The organism is Sutcliffiella rhizosphaerae, from assembly GCF_917563925.1.
GTDB classification, from domain to species: Bacteria; Bacillota; Bacilli; order Bacillales; family Bacillaceae_I; genus Sutcliffiella_A; species Sutcliffiella_A rhizosphaerae.
Genome location: NZ_CAKJTJ010000004.1, coordinates 50,040 through 69,856 on the forward strand (window position 1 = coordinate 50,040; position 19,817 = coordinate 69,856).

At 38.4% G+C, this 19,817-nt stretch carries 18 protein-coding genes; 9 read left to right on the top strand and 9 right to left on the bottom strand.

The genetic code is table 11. The annotated features are described in order from the left end of the window. Nucleotides 1-153: 153 nt before the first annotated feature. On the top strand, nt 154-1,020 hold the full coding sequence (locus LRP81_RS05090) for a TetR/AcrR family transcriptional regulator (protein WP_230500179.1): 867 nt from the start codon (nt 154-156) through the stop codon (nt 1,018-1,020). 405 nt (nt 1,021-1,425) lie between these two features. On the opposite strand, the gene LRP81_RS05095 is transcribed toward LRP81_RS05090, so the two are convergent. Together LRP81_RS05095 and LRP81_RS05100 are read right to left on the bottom strand one after the other, a co-directional pair. Continuing rightward, complete coding sequence (locus tag LRP81_RS05095; protein ID WP_230500180.1) at nt 1,426-2,415, bottom strand: hypothetical protein; 990 nt, start codon at nt 2,413-2,415, stop codon at nt 1,426-1,428. Then, on the bottom strand, nt 2,402-2,752 hold the full coding sequence (locus tag LRP81_RS05100; protein WP_230500181.1) for a PadR family transcriptional regulator: 351 nt from the start codon (nt 2,750-2,752) through the stop codon (nt 2,402-2,404). Before LRP81_RS05100 ends, LRP81_RS05095 begins: the two co-directional genes overlap by 14 nt. 298 nt (nt 2,753-3,050) lie before the next feature. Between LRP81_RS05100 and LRP81_RS05105 the strand changes: the two genes are divergently transcribed. Further along, complete coding sequence (locus LRP81_RS05105; RefSeq protein ID WP_230500182.1) at nt 3,051-3,779, top strand: alpha/beta fold hydrolase; 729 nt, start codon at nt 3,051-3,053, stop codon at nt 3,777-3,779. Nucleotides 3,780-4,116: 337 nt separating this feature from the next. Then, the gene (locus LRP81_RS05110; protein WP_399207169.1) at nt 4,117-5,490 is read left to right on the top strand and encodes a DUF4910 domain-containing protein; all 1,374 of its coding nucleotides are present in this window, start codon (nt 4,117-4,119) and stop codon (nt 5,488-5,490) included. 20 nt (nt 5,491-5,510) lie between these two features. On the opposite strand, the gene LRP81_RS05115 is transcribed toward LRP81_RS05110, so the two are convergent. From LRP81_RS05115 to LRP81_RS05125, 3 genes are read right to left on the bottom strand one after another with little or no spacing between them, the layout of a single operon-like run. After that, nucleotides 5,511-6,455 (bottom strand): SDR family NAD(P)-dependent oxidoreductase, encoded by a 945-nt coding sequence (locus LRP81_RS05115; RefSeq protein WP_230500184.1) that lies wholly within the window; start codon nt 6,453-6,455, stop codon nt 5,511-5,513. A 52-nt stretch (nt 6,456-6,507) separates the two neighbouring features. Next, a complete protein-coding gene (locus LRP81_RS05120; RefSeq protein WP_230500185.1) occupies nt 6,508-7,077 on the bottom strand; it encodes a TetR/AcrR family transcriptional regulator in 570 nt (189 codons plus the stop codon). A 35-nt stretch (nt 7,078-7,112) separates the two neighbouring features. Next, nucleotides 7,113-7,850, bottom strand: coding sequence for a MerR family transcriptional regulator (locus tag LRP81_RS05125; protein WP_230500186.1), 738 nt, complete (start codon nt 7,848-7,850; stop codon nt 7,113-7,115). Between the two features lie 147 nt (nt 7,851-7,997). Between LRP81_RS05125 and uvrA the strand changes: the two genes are divergently transcribed. Together uvrA and LRP81_RS05135 are read left to right on the top strand one after the other, a co-directional pair. After that, a complete protein-coding gene (gene uvrA, locus LRP81_RS05130) occupies nt 7,998-10,466 on the top strand; it encodes an excinuclease ABC subunit UvrA (RefSeq protein WP_230500187.1) in 2,469 nt (822 codons plus the stop codon). 78 nt (nt 10,467-10,544) lie between these two features. Beyond that, nucleotides 10,545-12,275 (top strand): ABC transporter ATP-binding protein, encoded by a 1,731-nt coding sequence (locus LRP81_RS05135; protein WP_230500188.1) that lies wholly within the window; start codon nt 10,545-10,547, stop codon nt 12,273-12,275. Between the two features lie 385 nt (nt 12,276-12,660). Here the strand turns inward: LRP81_RS05135 and LRP81_RS05140 are convergent, their stop codons facing one another. Beyond that, nucleotides 12,661-14,130, bottom strand: a complete 1,470-nt coding sequence (locus LRP81_RS05140; RefSeq protein ID WP_230500189.1) for a protein adenylyltransferase SelO — start codon at nt 14,128-14,130, stop codon at nt 12,661-12,663. A 145-nt stretch (nt 14,131-14,275) separates the two neighbouring features. On the opposite strand from LRP81_RS05140, the gene LRP81_RS05145 reads away from it, so the two are divergent. Continuing rightward, nucleotides 14,276-14,779 carry an acyl-CoA thioesterase gene (locus LRP81_RS05145; RefSeq protein WP_399207099.1) on the top strand — a complete coding sequence of 168 codons (504 nt, stop codon included), beginning with the start codon at nt 14,276-14,278 and terminating at the stop codon, nt 14,777-14,779. 78 nt (nt 14,780-14,857) lie between these two features. On the opposite strand, the gene LRP81_RS05150 is transcribed toward LRP81_RS05145, so the two are convergent. The 3 genes from LRP81_RS05150 to LRP81_RS05160 form a co-directional block, all read right to left on the bottom strand. Beyond that, complete coding sequence (locus LRP81_RS05150) at nt 14,858-15,589, bottom strand: hypothetical protein (RefSeq protein WP_230500190.1); 732 nt, start codon at nt 15,587-15,589, stop codon at nt 14,858-14,860. A 140-nt stretch (nt 15,590-15,729) separates the two neighbouring features. Further along, on the bottom strand, nt 15,730-16,020 hold the full coding sequence (locus LRP81_RS23325) for a hydrolase (protein ID WP_317987036.1): 291 nt from the start codon (nt 16,018-16,020) through the stop codon (nt 15,730-15,732). Nucleotides 16,021-16,220: 200 nt separating this feature from the next. Next, nucleotides 16,221-16,604 (bottom strand): VOC family protein, encoded by a 384-nt coding sequence (locus LRP81_RS05160; protein WP_230500191.1) that lies wholly within the window; start codon nt 16,602-16,604, stop codon nt 16,221-16,223. Between the two features lie 203 nt (nt 16,605-16,807). On the opposite strand from LRP81_RS05160, the gene LRP81_RS05165 reads away from it, so the two are divergent. The 3 genes from LRP81_RS05165 to LRP81_RS05175 all read left to right on the top strand — a co-directional run bounded on the left by LRP81_RS05165 (nt 16,808) and on the right by LRP81_RS05175 (nt 19,799). Next, the gene (locus LRP81_RS05165; protein WP_230500192.1) at nt 16,808-17,623 is read left to right on the top strand and encodes a YitT family protein; all 816 of its coding nucleotides are present in this window, start codon (nt 16,808-16,810) and stop codon (nt 17,621-17,623) included. A gap of 461 nt (nt 17,624-18,084) precedes the next feature. Next, nucleotides 18,085-18,777 (top strand): RNA polymerase sigma factor, encoded by a 693-nt coding sequence (locus tag LRP81_RS05170; protein ID WP_230500193.1) that lies wholly within the window; start codon nt 18,085-18,087, stop codon nt 18,775-18,777. A gap of 14 nt (nt 18,778-18,791) precedes the next feature. Further along, entirely contained in the window at nt 18,792-19,799 is a 1,008-nt protein-coding gene (locus LRP81_RS05175; protein ID WP_230500194.1) for a hypothetical protein, read from the top strand. The last annotated feature ends 18 nt before the right edge of the window (nt 19,800-19,817 follow it).

Below are 19,817 nucleotides of genomic sequence, written 5' to 3' on the forward strand. Positions count from 1 at the left end.
CAAATTTTATACTACTATTTCACCTTCGTATATTTTATACCATCAGTCTATTTTTAGCAATCTTGAAATCTTTGCTAATTTGGTATTTGTTAAAAGCAAAAATATCATGTACTATTATTTTTGTACCAACAGTCTATTTAATAAGGTGATAAGATGAAAAATCGAAAACAGCATGTTCTTGCGTGCGCCCATAAACTATTTATTGATAAAGGTTTCCAAGCGACATCCATTCAAGATATCTTGGATGAAAGTAAAATCGCTAAGGGGACGTTATATAATTATTTTTCTTCAAAAAACGAACTTCTAATCGAACTTTTTAAAATGTTATATATAAAAATGGAGAAAGAACGCGATGACCTGCTATTAGGCGAAGATCCAACAGACATTCACGTATTTGTGAAACAATTCGAACTGCAAATGGAAACAAACCGCGCAAACAAACTTATCTCCCTTTTTGAAGAGGTCATTTTTATCAACGATCCAGAATTGAAGCAATTTATTCGCAATGGGCAAATGAGAATGCTCTCATGGGTCCACCAACGCTTTGTCCAAATTTTCGGATACGAAAAACGAGACTACCTATGGGATTGCGCCATTATGTTTCTTGGCATATTAAACCATAATATTCGGTACTACTCCATGACACATAATAAACTAGACATTCCTCGAGTCGTCCATTTTAGTATTAACAGGTTAGTTAACATTGTGGAGGATGTTTCTAAAACTGGGGAGGTACTGTTAGAAGCGGACGTGATGGATCGGTTGTTCCCAGAGGACGCTTCCAAAAGCCGTGGGTCATTGTGTCAGATAATCAATGAGCTCAAAACAGATATTCGGGACACCATTGAAGGAGAAAAAATCACGGAACTTTTAGACTTTATTCACGATGAATTCTCAGCCATTAACTCGAGAGAACCGCGTAGATTTCTAGTGGAAAGTGCAATGAAGACACTTGGAGAATATGAGGTTGTTCATAGGCATAAGGGTTGGAATAAGTTAAAGGATTTAGTCCTTAACTAAGGGGTGTAGCAGAAATACTAAGGGGAAAATAAGATAATAATATAAAAAATCCGAGCTTTAATTCAAAACTGAAAGAATTTGAATTAGTCCGGATTTTTTTATCAACATTTTTTCAAAAATTTTATGCTTTATAAAATTGGACATATTAGATAAATCTATGCCTCCTTTGTAGTTGTCGTGTAAGTTGACATGATAATATCCTTATCTTCCAATACTCTCTACAATATCTATATCACCAAACCTTTAACAAAAAACAACCTATCCTCAAAAATAATAAGTGTTGGGAAGGGGCAAGTGCCAATGGGAAATTTAGTGCAAAATACTAGGACATTTCTGAGAAACATTCACAAAACAGAAAAAGGCTAGAAGCATTTGTGCCCCAGCCCCAACAAAACTTATTTACTATCAATACTTTGCTTTTCGATATCCTTGAAAAATGTCAGATGCAGAAGATACTATATAGATCACAATTGCTCCCCAAGTAAACCAATGCAAGTTGGTGATTATCCCAAGTCTTTCTTCAAAATAGGTGAAAAACTCTGGATTAAATATAGATAAATTGCTGAAGATCAAGATAAATATCGAAAGGGAAATGAAATGAATGACAGCATTGATGGCAGCAAGTTTTTTCGTCCATTCCCCAAGTTTCCACTTGTATGCAATAAGACCAATCTCTATAAGGATAACAAAAACAACTAGTGGCCAATAGGTAAGCAGATTACTTTGGACAAATAGAGGTACCTTCATTTCCAAGCCATTTGCACCTTTTTCAAATACTCCAAGAAAATGATTTGCATTAAAGTAAAGTGATACCCAAATAACGGTCCAAATGAGACTACCAAAAAGCTCTATTTTTGAAATAGCCCGTTCTTTTGGTATATAGGAAACTTCTTTTAAATCATCTGGGGTCCATTCTTTCCAATTTGCTGTAATTGGAGTTGTACTTGTTGATTTTTCTACCCTTTCTGCTACTGCAAATGTTAAGGTAATCCAAAAAACAGTTTGCATCACAGCTCCAAGACTACCCCATATTCCTTCTCCGATAATGGACAATAGGAAATTGATTACCTCTATTTCACCTGAATGGGAATAGATTGCGACAAATGTTGTGATACTGAACGAAATGATGAGCACAATCGGAATAAGTAATTTCAAAAGACCTACATACACATCAAAAAATCTGGGACCTATCAAATGCATGGGCTTTTCATTATATCCATTCGCCATTTTTGCCGGATGCCCAAGCTCCGTAAGTGCTATTTTTACATCCTCTTCTGTATAATCATTAGGCAACATATCTTCAATGGTCGATCTCAACTCCAATCCGATATCTTCTCGCAGTTTTTCCGGCAGCCTTATGGTCACTTCCTGTACATATAACTCAATCAGTTTCATTTTTTTCCTCCTCCTTCAATAATATCGTTAACTCTTTAGACATCTTCTCCCATTCCTTTCTTAACTTTTCTAGTACCTCAATCCCATAACTGCTCAATACATAATATCTACGAGGTCTACTTTCTATTTTATCCCAGCAGCTAGTAACTAGCTCCTGCTTTTCCAATCGGCGGAGCAATGGATACAATGTACTTTGCTCAATGGTAATTTCACTTTTCTCTAACAATTGCACAAGTGAATACCCATACTGGGGAGTTCTCAATTGACTTAAAACTGCAAGTGTCAACGTTCCACGCCTAAGTTCGGTTGTTAATGACTGTAATAACGTATCACTCAATGTAATTTCACCTCGCCTCATACACTATGTGTCATACAGTATAATTTATACTATGTATCATACAGTATAAAGGTGAAATATGTCACCTATTTATGGAAAATATTTTTTTAACTCTTATACTTGAAGTAGAGATAGTAGACTTTAAGTTGCAAAGGAGGACGGAAATCGACGTGCAACATATGTAATTAAGGAATTTTTTATAAAAATGCTCTATCCAAAAAAAATCGGGTAACTGAGATAAAGTACTTATGAGGATTATATTAATAATTACAAATAGCAATAAAGGAGCATGAGCAGTATGACAAAAGAGATGGTCGTCCAGATAAGTGATTGTAAACTTTTTGCAAGATTTGCAGGAGTGGAATATGAAGATAAACCTACTATTATAATGGAAGCTGGGTATGGGGATCACTCAAAAGTATGGGATTCCATCATTCAGGATATTTCCATTTTTTCAAGAGTACTAGTTTATGACAGAGCTGGGCTTGGTAGGAGTGACTTCAGTACAGCACCGAGGACTAGTCGTGAGATGGTAAAGGAATTACACGAGCTCCTTCATAAAACAGGAGTAAAACCGCCTTATCTTTTGGTTGGACATTCATTCGGTGGAATTATTGCACGCTTGTTTGCAACAGAATATCCAGATGAGGTATGGGGACTTATTTTGGTTGACTCGACGCCAGAGGATTATAGAGAAAGGTTTCTTCCATTAATGTCAAGTGAGTTCCAAACGGCTTACAGCAAACAGTTCATCCATGAGTGCAATTACGATGAATTTATGGAAAGTTTACAACAAGTCAAAAAGTCTAAGAAAGAATTATCTATTCCGCTAATAGTTCTTTCTGCGGGGAAAAAAGCACATTACTCCAAAGAATCACAAGCATTATGGCACGAAATGCAACAGGAAATCCTTGAGATATCGACAAATGGTGAATTCATTATTGCAAAAAATAGTGCCCATTATATTCAACATGATGAACCGGAAATCGTGGTTGATGCAATAAAGCGATTGATAAGCATCTATTAAAACTAAAAAAGCTTTTTCATCGATCATTTTTATACTGGTTATGAAAGGCTTTTTTTATATCTAGGTACGACCGCTCCCAATATATCAAAAAGATCCTTGAAAATATCGAATACACCAGCTGACCCATTAAACTCAACCCGAGATCTGAAAATTATCGGGGACTCTAGTAATCGTTGCATTCTCCATTATTTTAAGATATTTGTGTAAAATCGGGTCATGTGCCCTGCTAAAATTAGGAAATTCTCCCCTTAAAAACATGAATATTTTCAATTATTATAAAAATTAAATCTATTTACTAGGAGTGATTGTATTGAAAAAGAAAAAGAGATTAATAACGATGGCCTTAGCTGCAACTTTGGCATTCGGGGCGTTTAATGTTCAAGCGAATGCACAACCTACAGCCATTGCAGAGCAGTCATTCCAGGGAGTCAACGGGCTGGATAATAAGATATTAAAGCAAATTAATGTGGACAATATCTACAATCATATCGCCCATTTAGAACAAACCCCACGTGTAGCTGCTTCTCCTGAGGAATATGCAGCGGTGCAATACATAAAACAACAGTTCGAAGCGTATGGGTACAACGCAGAAATACAACCATTTGAGTTCTTTGGCTTTACTACTCCACATACAGTTGCGCTTACTGTAAACGGGACAAGCTTACCAGCTGGATTTTTTACGTATACAGCAAGTGGTGAAGTTACTGCTCCGCTAGAATATGTAGGACTTGGGAGATTAACAGATTTAGAGAATAAAGATTTAACAGGAAAAATTGCCCTTATACAGCGTGGTGACATCCCTTTTGGTGAAAAGGTGCTTAACGCTGCAAGAAGTGGTGCAGAAGGAGTCATCATATTCAACAATGCTGCTGGTTCTTTAAGTGGAACATTAGGTGGAGCAAGTGAGGAATATGTACCAGCAGTTTCCCTTTCCTTAGCACAAGGACAAGCATTAGTGGCACAGCTTGAAAATGAGGAAGTGACAGCCTCTATTAAAGTACTTGGGGCTTCATCTGGGTTAAGAACTTCCCATAATGTCATTGCATCGAAAAAAGCAACCAACAAAAATAAGGATAACGGGAAAGCGATTGTGTTAACATCCCATCATGATTCAGTTCCTGGTGCACCAGGAGCAAATGATAATGCCTCTGGAACGGCAATGGTGCTAGAGCTTGCACGAGTTCTTAAAAACCAACCAACAGACACAGAAATCCGCTTTATTACATTTGGGGCTGAGGAGCTTGGATTAATTGGTTCCCGTCATTATGTGAGTAATTTACCAGATAGTGAGCTTAATAGAATTGCAGCAAACTTTAACCTTGATATGGTTGGAAGTCGGGATGCAGGTGACTTAGTGATGAGAACGGTTGATGGACAAGCGAATCTGGTAACTGAACTTGCACAAGCGACAAGCACACGACTTAATGGAGAGCCTACACCATTCGCCCGTGGAGGAAGCAGTGACCACGTACCATTTGGAGAGGCGGGTATACCTGCTGCATTGTTCATCCACAGCCCACTTGAGCCTTGGTATCATACACCAGAAGATACGTTGGACAAAATCAGCAAAGAAAAATTGCAGGACGTAGCACAGATTGTTGGAACGGCCATTTATGATTATGCTCGATTTGATAATCAAGGACCGAAGCCAAAACGAGTGAAGCCAGCTAGTATCCCACAACAAATGTATTTTGAAGAAGACGTACAATAATAGGTTGGGCCTTGGGTGGTTTATTGCTGCCTAAGGCTTTTCATATGTTCAATTGTTTCTGTAAGGCCTTGCTCGTAAGAAGTCCACGTTGCTTTCGGTAGAAATTTCTTTAGCTTATCACCACAAAGAATGGTTGCTTCCTCGTTAATATATTGTAATTCAGATGCTTCTCTAATATCCCTTCCTGCAAAAAGCCCCAGAAATTGAAACATTTTTCCTGTTATAAAATAAAATCGTTTTTCTTCACCTAGTAGTGTTTTTACAAGACCCTCGAGTGTTTTCCCTGTGATTGGTTTTATGGCAGGGACATTCCAAGACTGACCGTAAGCATATACATCAAGAGCCAAATCCACCATAATTTGAGCACCGTCATATGTATATAGAAACTCCCTTGGGATCTCCTTTCTGCCTATATAACCTGCTCTTTTTTTCGTAAGAAGCTGCTCTAATGTAAAATGCATATAAGTATTGTCTGCGTTAGGTCCATAAAAATCAGGGAAATGGCAAATAAATGCAGGGATTTTCGCTTGGTCCACCACCTTTCCCATCTCCATGCGTAAACGCCCTTTTTTTGTAGTTGGCATTTTGGGCTTATCTTCCATTATCGGTCTTCCACTGCTGCTCCCATATGCATAAATGTTATCCACTACCGCAAGCTTTGCCTGAGTTTGTTCCGCTGCTTGCACAATATTTTCAGTGATGGTTATTAAGTCATTTTCCCATTGGTGATAAGGTAGATTAAGAGCATGAAAGATGATATCGACCTGAGCTGCAGCCTCGATAATCATTTCTATATTCCTCGCATCCCCACTAACAATTTTGACTGAATCTAGATGCTGAAATAGTTCCTTCAATTTCTCTTCCCTCCTAGCAAAAGCAACCACTTCAAATTTACGCTTTACCAATTCCTTTACTAACGCATAGCCCATCCCACCAGAAGCTCCAATTACTAATGCTTTTTTCATCATATACATCTCCTTTTTCAAATTAACCAATGGTCAATAAAACTCAAAAATTTTATCCTAAAGCCTTTAGGATAAAATTCACATGTTCATTTGCTAATGTTTCCACTTGATCATATGTCTCTTCCCTACGACAATAATGACTAACAAAACCGTGTAAAGAAAGGAAAACGGACCATATTTCTTGAATGTTCAACTCGCGGCTGGACCATTGCATAAGAAAGCTTGCAAATACTTGATAGGTCTCATTCGGTCCTTCCAACACATAACTTTTCACTTCTTTATCTGTCATCATAAACATCATTTCATATTGACTTTTATGAGTCAGACCAAACTTTATAAAGGTCAAAAATAGTTCCGTTAATTTTTTTTCATCAGAAAGATTCTGGTCTGATACCTTTCTTATTAAGTCGTTTAATAATTGGAAATCCTTTTCGATCATGGCATAAAACAAATCCGCTTTGTTTTTAAAATGATAATAAATAGCACCATGGCTGTATCCTAATACAGAAGCAATTTGTCTCATGGAAACCTGCTGATAACCTTTTTGATGAAAAAGATCACGGGCTGCTTTCAACACCATTTCCTGAGTTAGTTCTTGTGTTACTGCTTTTCTTGGTGACATTAAAAATCCCCTTTTATTGACCATCGTTTAATTAACTATATCTGTTTAGAAAGCCCAAAGTCAAGGTTTATTTCGTTATTATCTTTCTCCACCATCTCACACAATCTATAAAGATAGCTTACTCCTCGCAATTGCTGTTTTAAAAGATAGTCGAGATAATCAAGAGAATCCTGCATCTTTTGTATGGCATCATTGACATTATGGTAGTTTAATTCATCTAAAATGTCGCGTACAATATCTAAGGAATAAACGGCATTTTGCAAAGTACGTATAATAAGAAGCTTTCGTAGATCACTCTTGGAATAACAACGGTAGCCATTGTCTGGATTACGCTCTGGCACTATTAGTTGTTCTTTTTCCCAGTGCCTTAAAGTAGACATAGGCACTCCAATTGCTTCTGCCGCTACTTTTATTGAGTACCATTTCTTGTTTCCTTTCGGTGCATCTATCTCATAGTTTTCATCTTCTAATAGTTGCAGAGCTTGTTCTGCTTTTATTTTTTCTTGATATAGATCAGACTGGATTTTGCTAACCTTCCATAAGGTTTCAGAAATTTTACCCCTTTGTATGAGAGGCATAATCTCGCGAATGACGTTCATCCCAAAACCTGTGTTCATTGCCCTGATGCAATCAAAATACGCGACATGTAGCTCTGTATACATCCGGTATCCGTTTTCATTTCTGTTGACCTCAGGAACAATTCCCCATTCCTCATAATGACGCAAAGTGCTTGTGCTTACCCCGAGCCTTTTGGCAATATCAATTGGCCTCATCGGTATCCCACCTTTAAACATTCATGTAAAACATTAAAGTAACATGATAAACTTACCTTTATTATACCAATTATTTATACGTAAAACATTATCACTTGCATCAATGTTGTAGAATAAAGTAGTAATTTTCAAAAAGGAGTGAAGTGAATGAGTCAATTTATTGAGATTATCGGGGCACGCGAACATAACCTGAAGCATTTATCTCTGAAAATCCCTAAGAATAATCTAGTGGTAATAACAGGTCCCTCTGGTTCAGGAAAGTCAACTTTAGCTCTCGATACTTTGCAACGAGAATGCCAGCGCCAATATATGGAGTCTATGGGAATGGCTGCAGATGCACTTAGCAAGCCTAAGGTCGATTCCATTATTGGTTTGTCCCCCTCTATTAGCATCGGTCAACATAACACCAATCGAAATCCACGTTCCACAGTTGGCACCATCACGGATATGTATACCTATTTAAGAGTCATATTTGAAAAACTCGGGGAGCGCACTTGCCCTACCTGTGAAAGATCCGTTCCACCAGTTATTGATAAGGAAGAGTATGAAGAAGGTTTAGGCTTCAAACAATTCATCCATTGCCCTCATTGTGATAGTAAACTGGAAAAATTAACACGCAGCCATTTCTCCTTTAATAAACCGGAAGGCGCCTGCGAAATCTGTGATGGGCTTGGAAAAGTTAGTGAACTAGATCTTGATTCCGTTTTTCAAAAAGAACTTGGTTTAGTAGACGATGCCGTTACCATATGGAAAGGACAGTACCGGGATTATCAACTTGCCATTGTAAAGGCTGCAGCTGATTATTACGGGGTTCCCCTCGACTTCCATCAACCATTAAAGGACTATACAGATGTCCAAAGAGATCTTTTGTACTATGGGGTGGAAAGTGAACAATTTATCGCCTATTTCCCTGACACCAAGCCCCCAAAGCAGGTAGCAAAAGGAAAATTTGAAGGAGTAATAACAGGCATTTGGAGAAGATTTCAGGAAAAAGCAGGGCAATCTGGTGAGGCAGCTTTATTTTTCTCTAAAACCTGCCCTTCCTGTTATGGAGAAAGGTTGAAAAAAGCTAGCAGAGAAGTGTATGTTGCTGGGTCCTCCCTCCCTTCTCTAACAAAGCAATCACTTGAAGACATTCGAAATTGGACTGAAGAGCTTCCTCGAAATTTTAATGAAAATAGTTTGATTGTGCTTGAGCCTTTATTAAATGAATTAAAAATAAAGTTAGATCGCATTCTGTATGTCGGATTAGGCTATTTATCATTGGACAGGCAGACAGTCACTCTTTCTGGTGGAGAAGGACAGCGCCTTCGATTGGCAACCATTCTTGGCTCTGCGTTGACTGGCGTACTTTACATTTTGGATGAGCCAACAGCAGGACTTCACCCTAAGGATACCCATGGGCTTTTAAAAGTGATGAAGGAGCTACGAGATCTCGGAAACACAGTACTTGTCATAGAGCATGATGAAGAAGTGATGAGAGGTGCCGACCACATTATTGATATTGGACCTGGTGCCGGAAAGTTTGGTGGAAACCTTGTTGGTGAAGGAAGTCTCGAAGAATTGATGAACCAGAAGGAATCCATCACGGGACAGTTTCTAAAAGAATCGATTCGAGCCAAATCAAATAGAAGAACAGGAATCGGAAAAAGTTTGACCATTCATCACGCTACCAAACATAATTTGAAGGATGTTACCGTATCCTTTCCGCTTGGAACGTTAGTTTCTGTGACAGGTGTGTCTGGATCTGGGAAATCATCTCTGGTCTTTGATGTTTTAGCGAAAGGCGCAGAAAACAATATAGATGGCTGTGAAAAGATAACTGGAATGGAATACGTGGAGAATGTCATTACAGTTGGACAATCCGCACTTACTAGAATGCAACGTTCCAATATTGCTACTTATACAGATGCTTTTACGTTCATTCGGAATCTATTTGCTTCTTTGCCCGAAGCCAAAAGGAAAGATCTCAAACCTAAAGATTTTTCGTTTAATACGCAAGGTGGCAGATGTGAGCATTGCCAAGGACTTGGATTTGTATTGACTAATATGCACTTTCTCCCTGATTTGGAGGTAGTATGTCCAGCATGTACAGGGAAACGTTTTAAGGAATTCATTCTAGAAATTATGTTTAAAGACCAAACCATTTCCTCCATACTGGATATGACGATAGAGGAAAGCATGGAACTATTTAAAGAAGAAAAAAAGCTTGCTCCGATTCTTCAATTATTATGTGAAGTAGGACTCGGCTACCTTAGCTGGGGACAATCTGTTACAACCCTTTCCGGTGGTGAAGGTCAACGATTGAAACTTGCCAAAGAATTATACAAACAAAAACCGAATCATACTTTATACTTGCTTGATGAGCCAACAACCGCTCTCCATCCGACTGACGTCAAAAAATTATTAGTACTATTAAATAAACTAGTCGATGCAGGAAACACTGTCATCATTGTGGAACATACGTTAGAAGCTATTAGGGAATCAGACTGGGTGATTGACATCGGGCCAGAAGGAGGAAATCAAGGCGGACAAGTCATTGCAGAAGGAACACCAGAGCAAATTGCCATGAATTTTTCCTCGCACACTGGAAAGTTCTTAAAATGGACACAATAATATAGAAACATTTCCCTTTTATAGAAGTAAAGATATGGAGCAGTTTCTTCAGCTGCTCCATATAAAGGAGGCAACGCCATGGAACAAAAATCTAACCTAAAAAAATTTATCGCTCTTATACTATCTACTAGAATTCCAAAGCTAGCCCTGACTCTTGGGCTAATCGGAAGTCTATTCACTACCTTGGTAGGGCTATCTATCCCACTTTTAACAAAGGAAATGGTTGATGGCTTTTCAATGGAGTCACTGAGCATCACGATTATTATCATTATTGCTGCGGTATTTATTGTGCAAGCAGTGATTGACGGGCTGTCCTCCTATTCACTTGCATACGTTGGGCAGCGAATTGTTGCAGGACTTCGAGAGAAAATGTGGTTCAAGCTCATTCGCCTGCCAGTCAGTTATTTTGACAAAAAAACGAGTGGGGAATCCGTCAGCCGTGTCGTTAATGATACTGGTATTGTGAAGGATCTCATTTCCCAGCATTTCCCTCAGTTTATTAATGGGGTCATTACAATTATTGGTGCTATTATTATTCTGCTTGTCATGGATTGGAAAATGACCTTACTGATGCTGGTTTCCGTTCCAATTACCACCATTGTCATGATTCCGCTCGGCACAAGAATGTCTAAAATATCCCGGGGCATGCAGGACGAAACAGCAACTTTCACAGGTAACATTCAACAAACTTTAAGTGAAATCCGCCTAATGAAAGCTTCCAATGCTGAAACTGCAGAAGGGGAAAAAGGACAAAAAGGAATTCATAAACTACTCTCATTCGGCTTAAAGGAAGCAGCAATTTTCTCTATCATTGCCCCATTAATGTACATGGTGGTCATGATTGTCATAGTGATCATTATTGGTTATGGAGGAATTAGGGTTGCAGAAGGAACGATGACAACTGGTTCTCTTGTTGCCTTTCTACTTTATCTATTCCAAATTATTTTTCCGATTACATCCTTCACAATGTTCTTTACTCAGCTTCAAAAAGCAAAAGGAGCAACAGAAAGAATTATCGATATTTTAGAAATAGAGGATGAACCTAGTCAAAAAGGGACAACACTTGATATAACAAATCAACCCATTGTAGTACGTGACGTTTCGTTCGGCTATAATGAGAATGAACCTATTATTCAAAATGTATCATTTGATGTAAAACCTGGAATGATGGTGGCTTTTGCAGGTCCTAGCGGCGGTGGAAAAACAACATTATTCGGTTTACTCGAACGTTTTTATGAACCAACTTCTGGAGAAATTTTAGTAGGACTCACCCCCATCAAAGAGTTATCCATGAAGTCATGGCGCGAACAAATCGGCTATGTATCACAGGACAGTCCGATGATGGCAGGAACCATCCGTGATAACTTGTGCTATGGTTTAGACAATAATGATAACATCACTGACGAGCGCCTGTGGGAGGTTGCCCGCATGGCATATGCTGACCAATTCATTAACGAATTTGCAAATGGACTTAACACTGAGGTTGGCGAACGTGGCGTAATGCTCTCAGGTGGTCAGCGTCAACGTATTGCCATTGCACGAGCATTTTTACGAGATCCAAAAATTCTGATGATGGACGAAGCAACCGCGAGCTTAGACAGTCAATCAGAAGGAATTGTCCAACAGGCATTAACGCGCTTGATGGAAGGCCGCACCACCTTTGTTATTGCACATCGCTTATCCACCATTGTGAATGCTGATAAGATTATCTTCATTGAAAAAGGCAAGATTACAGGTGTTGGCACACACCAGCAGCTAGTAGAATCGCATAAGCTGTACCGTGAGTTTGCAGAGCAACAATTGACTTGATATTGGTAAACTTAAAAGGATCCCTCACCTGTTATTATAGGTATGGGTCCTTTATTTATGTTATTGAAACACTATAATAAAACCTGAACTTCCTTTAATCAGCACATCTTGAAAAAAACTTAATTCTTACTTTTCAATGGAAAGTAGATTGACTATTAGTTGAGTCTTGGCTAATTATTGATGGTTCGCAGACCTTAAATCAAAAGTTCATGCGGAAATATGGGAAGTTGGTGAGGAAATGAGAAAAGTTCCTGCCAAACTAAGCAGACTTCGTGCGAAAGGGTTCTACAGGAGATATTTGCATAACAACATAAAAAAATACCCATTAAAACGTGAAATCCCGCACTTCCTTTACAAAGGAAGGCGGGATTTTTCCATTTTTCTATCATGTACCACAATAAGTACGGTACCCAAGTGCTTCTACACCTGGTGCAACACAATAATCGCCTTGTTCAAGTGAATATGCAAATGGATTTCGCAATACCTTCACTAAATTCTCCATGACACGGTAATTACCATGTTCAACTGCTGCTTCAAGAGCAGTTTCAACACGATGATTGCGCGGAATTATGGCAGGATTATTTTTTCGCATCAACTCTCGGACTTCTTGTTCCCCTTCCCCCTGCCTACTCAATCGTGCTTGCCATAGCTTATCCCACTCTTCGAAACTTGGTTTGCCTACCAATCCTGTTTCTTCTAAGTTTCCTAAAGTAAGCCCACGGAATGTATTGGTAAAATCCGCTTTTTCCTGAAGCATGACATTTAAAAGCCCTTCTGCCAATGCTCCATCTGCTTCTTCTTCTCTAAACAGACCAAGTTTAGCACGCATTCCAGTGAGCCATTGATTTTTAAACAATTCCTCGAATTTATATAATTCCTCCTGTGCAAGCTCTACTGCTTGCTTTTGTTCTTTATGGAAAAGCGGAAGCAGCGATTCGGCAAAACGAGCCAGATTCCATCCACCAATGCGAGGTTGATTTTTATAGGCGTACCTACCTTGCGCATCTATTGAGCTGAAGACAGTGTCAGGATTATACGTGTCCATAAAAGCACATGGTCCGTAATCAATCGTTTCTCCGCTAATGGTCATATTGTCTGTATTCATCACTCCATGAATAAAACCAACAAGTTGCCATTTGGCTATCAAGGTAGCATGACGTTTCATAACTGACCTGAAAAAACCAAGATAATCCCCTCTATCAAGAGTGGGATAATGACGTTCCATTGCATAGTCAGCGAGGGCACGCAATTTTTCCATATCACCCCAGTTCGCGACATATTCAAAGGTACCAAAACGTAAATGACTGGATGCCACACGAGTTAATATTGCGCCAGGCAGAACTCTTTCACGAATAATTTTTTCACCTGTGGATACGACTGCAAGGCTTCGGGTGGTCGGTATCCCAAAACCATGCATCGCTTCACTAATAATATACTCTCTTAGCATCGGGCCAAGCGCTGCGCGACCATCGCCGCCCCTGGAGTAAGGCGTCCGACCTGATCCTTTTAATTGCAAGTCAAATCGCTCACCTCGAGGTGTAATTTGCTCACCTATCATAAGCGCACGACCGTCACCTAACATCGTAAAATTACCAAACTGATGACCAGCATAAGCTTGAGCAATGCCAGATCCCTTATTAGGTAAAGCGTTTCCGGCAAGGATTTGAATACCTTCTTCACTTTTCAGTACATTTGCATTCAAGCCTAACTTTTCCGCAAGATCTTCGTTTAAAACAACTAAACTAGGTGATTCTACTTCATTTGGTTCTACTTTTGAAAAGAACAAGGAAGGCAGCTTCTCATAGCTATTGTCAAAATTCCAGTCGATAACTACTTCATTATTATTATTTGTCATCTTATCTCCTCCTTTTTTCTGACTTCTACTTACATTTATTATACCCTTAGCGTACAGAATGAATATGAAAGAGCTCAACTTTCTCATCCGAGGAAAAAAATGTTAAAATACAATGAACATATACTTTAACTAAGGAGCCATTAAAATGAACATAACATGTAAAGAAACAAGGGTTATTAGAACCAGTCGGGTATTTCCAAATGATATCAACAATCATCATACATTGTTTGGTGGGAAGTTACTGTCGGATGTGGACATGATTGCTTCCATTTCTGCCTCCCGTCTATGTCGATGTGAATGTGTGACAGCCTCCATGGATTCCGTTGACTTTCTATCCCCTATACGACCAACAGATGCCGTCATTTTTGAATCATTTGTCACTTGGACTGGGAAATCCTCCATGGAGATATTTGTGAAAGTAATTGCTGAAGGCTTAACCACAGGTAACCGAACAACCGCCGCTACTGCCTTTCTAACCTTCGTAGCATTAGATGACAATGGGAAACCTACTACTGTCCCATGCATCCATCCCGAAACGGAAGAAGAAAAATACTTACATAACACAGCCGACCAACGTGCCATAGCCCGAAAACAAAGAAGAAACGAAAGTAAAGAACTAGCAAGTAAACTTGGTCAGCAAACTTTGTAATGGAGGGACGCGTTTTGACGATTTGTTCATGCTAAAAAACCCATCCAACATGGCTGGATAGGTTTTTAAAAGATAAATTTACTTTATTGGCTGATCACTTTCTATTCTTTGTTCAATTTGTAGAGCTTGGGAGAGCAGATGAATAAATGTTTCTAATAAAGAGGAGTTTTCAAAGTGTGCGGTGAGGTGGCGCTTGACTTGCCTCGCAACATGTTCACGGGCTTGATAGTCAAAGTGGTAGAAATCTATTATTGGAAAGTAGAGCCCATCTCCAATAGGTAGTAGGGTTCCCAATACGATTTCACCAGATTTTGGTGGAATGGCGGTTCTATCATAAATAACTACATCTAGGGTTTCATTTGTCAGAATATCTACGAGTACCATGTTACGATTGTTGTACATATATCCAACATAATAGAACTTGGTGACGGCCTTTTCCCATTCTTTTAGCCACGAGGTAATAAGAGGTTTGTCTTTTAGGAAGGTAATATTCTTGGCGATGTAGTCCTCAACAAACGGGACTTCCATCCCATGATTGACTTGATACAAGATTCTCCACCAAAACAAATTTTGCAATAAAGCAGGGCGTTTTTCTCCACTTATGCGATGTTCATCAATAAACGCCTCTAAAACGCTCCGTGCCTCAGAAAAGTGTTTTTGTACAATATCTTGCGCCAATTCATTATAGATTTTGATTAAAAGCACTTCTTTCAGCTCTTCTGAAACTGGCAAATCGTGGCGAAACTCTTTTTTCATCGACTCAGATTGTTCAAATTTCACAACATTGTCAACTGGCTCATTTTTCTCCATTCCCTCTATCCTTTCATATAGTAAATTTTCATACAAGAAAGGATTTCGACATGAATTTACAATTACCTTTATTTTACCTCAAAAAAGGAGGGGAGGGTTCTTTTGCTAACAAAGCATGCAAAAGAACCTCCTTGAAAAAATTAATCTCTTTCTAAACGAATACCAATAATTTGGGTACAGTCAAAAACCAAGGTAGATCCAGGTTCAGTAGTCGGATCGGAAAAAATAGCACAACAATTTTTACGATCAAAGCTAATAAACAACACGTCTTCTACCACAGTCCCCCCTTTTAAAAACAAGTCTAATTCTGTTTGTATCTGCAGTTTACGTAACTGATCACAGACACAGCCTTCACATTCATGTTTCTTTTTTTTACAACCACAGTCATGTTCTTCATGCTTGCTTCGTTGACTTTGATAATAATATTTCATTTGCATTTCCCCTTTTTGGTTTTTTAGGATATCCTACCATATAATATGTTTCATATAAGATTGAGCTTGGACGGATAATCTAGTAAAACAGTACATTTATTACTATAATCACACTATTTCTATTAATCTATCAGACAGGAATTTAGAAATAAAAAGCCCAACTTCTACATCTCTAGAAATTGGACGTCGCATACAATTGACTATTCTATTTTTTCCATCACCGCAAAGTAATTTTCTTCTCCATCAGCAAAATTAAATACTTTTCCAGATGGCATATTAACTATTTTCCCAACCTTTACACCCTTACTTAATAGTTCCTGATAATACGATTCCAGATTCTCTGTAAAAAACATCAGAGAAGGTGTTCCAAGATTTAATCCTGGAGACATTTTCGCGACAAAATCTTTATTATGCAGAATGATACTTGTTTGTGTCTCCTTAGTAGGAGCCACTTCAATCCATCGCATTCCCTGACCGGTATTTTCCTCTGAAATGATGATGAATCCTACTTTCTCTGTCCAAAAAACTACTGCATCATCCTGATTATTCACATACAACATTACTTGACCAAGCTTACTAATCATTCTCTATTCCTCCTAATTAAATATTTGATGTAATACTTACTATTTCTATTAAAGGACTGCTCTATCCTTTACGAAACCGGGGAAAAAGGGTTATATTTTTAATAATAAGCTATAATAAGTAAGAAATTATCAGAATGAAGGGCATGATACTTTTGGTTGTTACTAGAAAAAAAATTATTTTAAGAGAAACTAAACAAATAGTCATGATTACGATTGGAGCAATAATTGCCGCAATTGGACTTGAACTATTTTTAGTGCCAAATGCCATATTGGATGGTGGAATCATTGGCCTCTCTATCATTGCCGCAGAATTATCCGGCATGAAAATGAGTTTATTCCTAATTCTTTTTAATTTACCTTTTCTTTATATTGGATACAAAAAAATGGGTAAAAAATTCACCTTACATACATTGTACGGCGTTATCGTACTATCAGGATGCACCGCATATCTACATCACTTTGAACCCGTAACATATGATTTATTTCTAGCCACCATTATTGGGGCAGTTATACTTGGTACAGGTGTAGGGCTTGTTATCAGAACGGGTGGAGCATTGGATGGCACCGAAATAATTGCAATCCTTATAAGCAAAAATCGTCCAGTTTCCGTGGGTCAATTCATCATGATTGTTAATGTGTTCATTTTCATCCTTGCTGCCCTCTTAGTTTTCACTTGGGAAACAGCTATGTATTCCATCATCACCTACTATATCGCCTACAAAATGATTGATATCGTTGTGGAAGGATTAGAAGAGTACAAGTCTGTCACCATCATTTCAGACAAGCCTGAAGAAATAGCACCTGAACTAAATGCTAAATTGGGTAGGGGTATTACTTATATTAAAGGTCAAGGTGTATTCTCCAACGAACCAAAGAAGCTCATCTATACGATTGTCACTAGAATTGAACTATACACCTTGCGTTCCATCGTAGAAGAACTAGATCCAAAGGCCATTATCGCCATTGAAAATATTGCCGATATCAGTGGCAGTAACTTCAAAAAAGCTTCTGCTCATTAAACAAAGAAGGTTAGGCATCATTGCCTTTTTTACGATGAAGAAAAGAGGGACATATCCACCCTCTTTTTTGTTTGCTTTTTATTTAAATCATCTCCTAAAAAAAAGACCATAACTTAGCTTCTTTCGTATACTCCTTTTCTCTTTTACACAGGCTGATGTCTGTGTTTTTTTACATTTTTAAAAAAGGAAATGGAATGATGTATAAAGAACTAATAATAGAAAAAGCTGATTTTCTTGTCGTGTTTTGCAACGGATGGAAATGATGAGAGATGGGTACTTCGGTTTGTTTAGGCATCTACCCATAAAGAAAAAGCTAACTTTGAATTTAGTAACAATATGAAAGCTCCTGCATAAATAGAATTTTTCAAAGTTGACGACGCTCTTTCAATTTTTTTATTTTTGTGAGTTTTTTTGAACGATTTGCATCAAAGTTAGTGGTGGTGTGGAAAGGAGTTAGAATAATGGCAGTCATTTTGGATGTTCCTAGGGAAGAGGAAGTAGAAAAAGAGCGTTTAGTAGAGTTGGCTAGAACAGGAAATCAACATGCGTTCAATGAACTTGTTCGTTTACATAGAGCACGTGCTCATGGTTGGGCTTATTCTGTTACAAAAGATACTTTTTTAGCAGAAGACATCGTACAGGAAGCTTTATTCAGAGCTTTTCTTAAACTTGGAACATTAATGGACACGAAAAAATTCACCCCTTGGTTACGTCAAATTGTCCGAAATGAAGCATTGATGAAAATAAGAACGGCGAGTTATCGGATGGAAGCTCCTAGTTCAGAAAACGTCGATTGGGCAAACATTGATCAAATTCTGTCTTTTCTCTCTACAAAAGCAACTGAGAAGGCAAAACAACAAAACCCAGAGGAACACCTTCTTCGCTTAAGTGTAATCGAGGGCATTTGCTCGCTCATGAGCTGCCTTAGTAAAAAAGAAAAAGCCATTTTTGAGGCATATTTTTTCGAAGATCTTCCACCATATAAAATTGCGGAACTGTTTCATACAACAAAAGCCAATATATACAGTACACTTTCCCGCTCAAAGCTCAAAATCCAAAAGGAAAGACGCAGAATTTGCATTCAACAATTTGTGCAAAGAAAAAAATTGGATGGGGCGACTAGAAGAAAAATACTCAGAGAACCTGATATGTAAAGGGGGATATCCTCATGAAAAAGGCACTAGATAAGGAGAAAGATTGGGTAAGAACACAAACATCCGCAGCAGCGGTAATTCACGGAGTTATAAAATATACAGATAAAAAGGATCTCAGCTTAGTAGATGTCATCGGATTGACGGGTCATGCTTTTCGAATTAACATTGATCCCATTGAAGTGAATGTTGCAGGACCGACAGCTTTCCCAGGGGGATATTTGATAAGGAAAAATCTAACTAACCTCGGTTTCATTAGTAACCTTGCAGATCCGGAGGCACCTGTCCCACCAGACAAATTAGAACGGACCCTCCAACTTATTCAAGACTCCATTGACCGTGGTATTCCTGCGATTACATTTGATTTGTTTATTCCTGAATTTGGATTAATTTATGGGTATGACGATGATTTACAGACTTTTTATGCGAAAGATTGTTCAAAAGACGGGGAAGTTTCATACGAAGATTTTGCAAATATAAATGGAGTCCTATACACTACCACCGTCGGGGAAAGCCTTCCTCATTCTAAATACGAAATGCTTCGAATGGCGTTAGATACAATACTAGACCACTCCTACGGAAGAGAGTGGCAACATATTTTTCAAGATAAGTATGTCATTGGATTAAAGGCATATGACACGTGGATTGATGTACTTCATAGACGCCAAGCAGATCCACATGGAAATGCATTTAATGCCCTAGTAGTATCTGATGCTAGGGAATTTGCAGTAAAATTTTTGCATGACCTGAGTAAAAATTGGGACGGTACCAATATCGTGGAAAGAGGGGTAAGGAAATTTTCATCAGAAGCAGAAAAGCACTTTTCAAAGGTTGCTAACGCTCTTGTGGAACTGCGGGAATTATTTCCCTTCCCAGGAGGTGGCGATCCCTTAGACAGTATCAGGGTGGAAAAAGGAATTGAGCTACTTACAATAGCCAAGAATGCTGAAATTGATGGAATTAAAACCCTTGAAACACTTGCTAATTTTATGAAAAACTATTATGCAGAAAAGTGGATTCATTAAAAAGAGATGGGGGAAAAC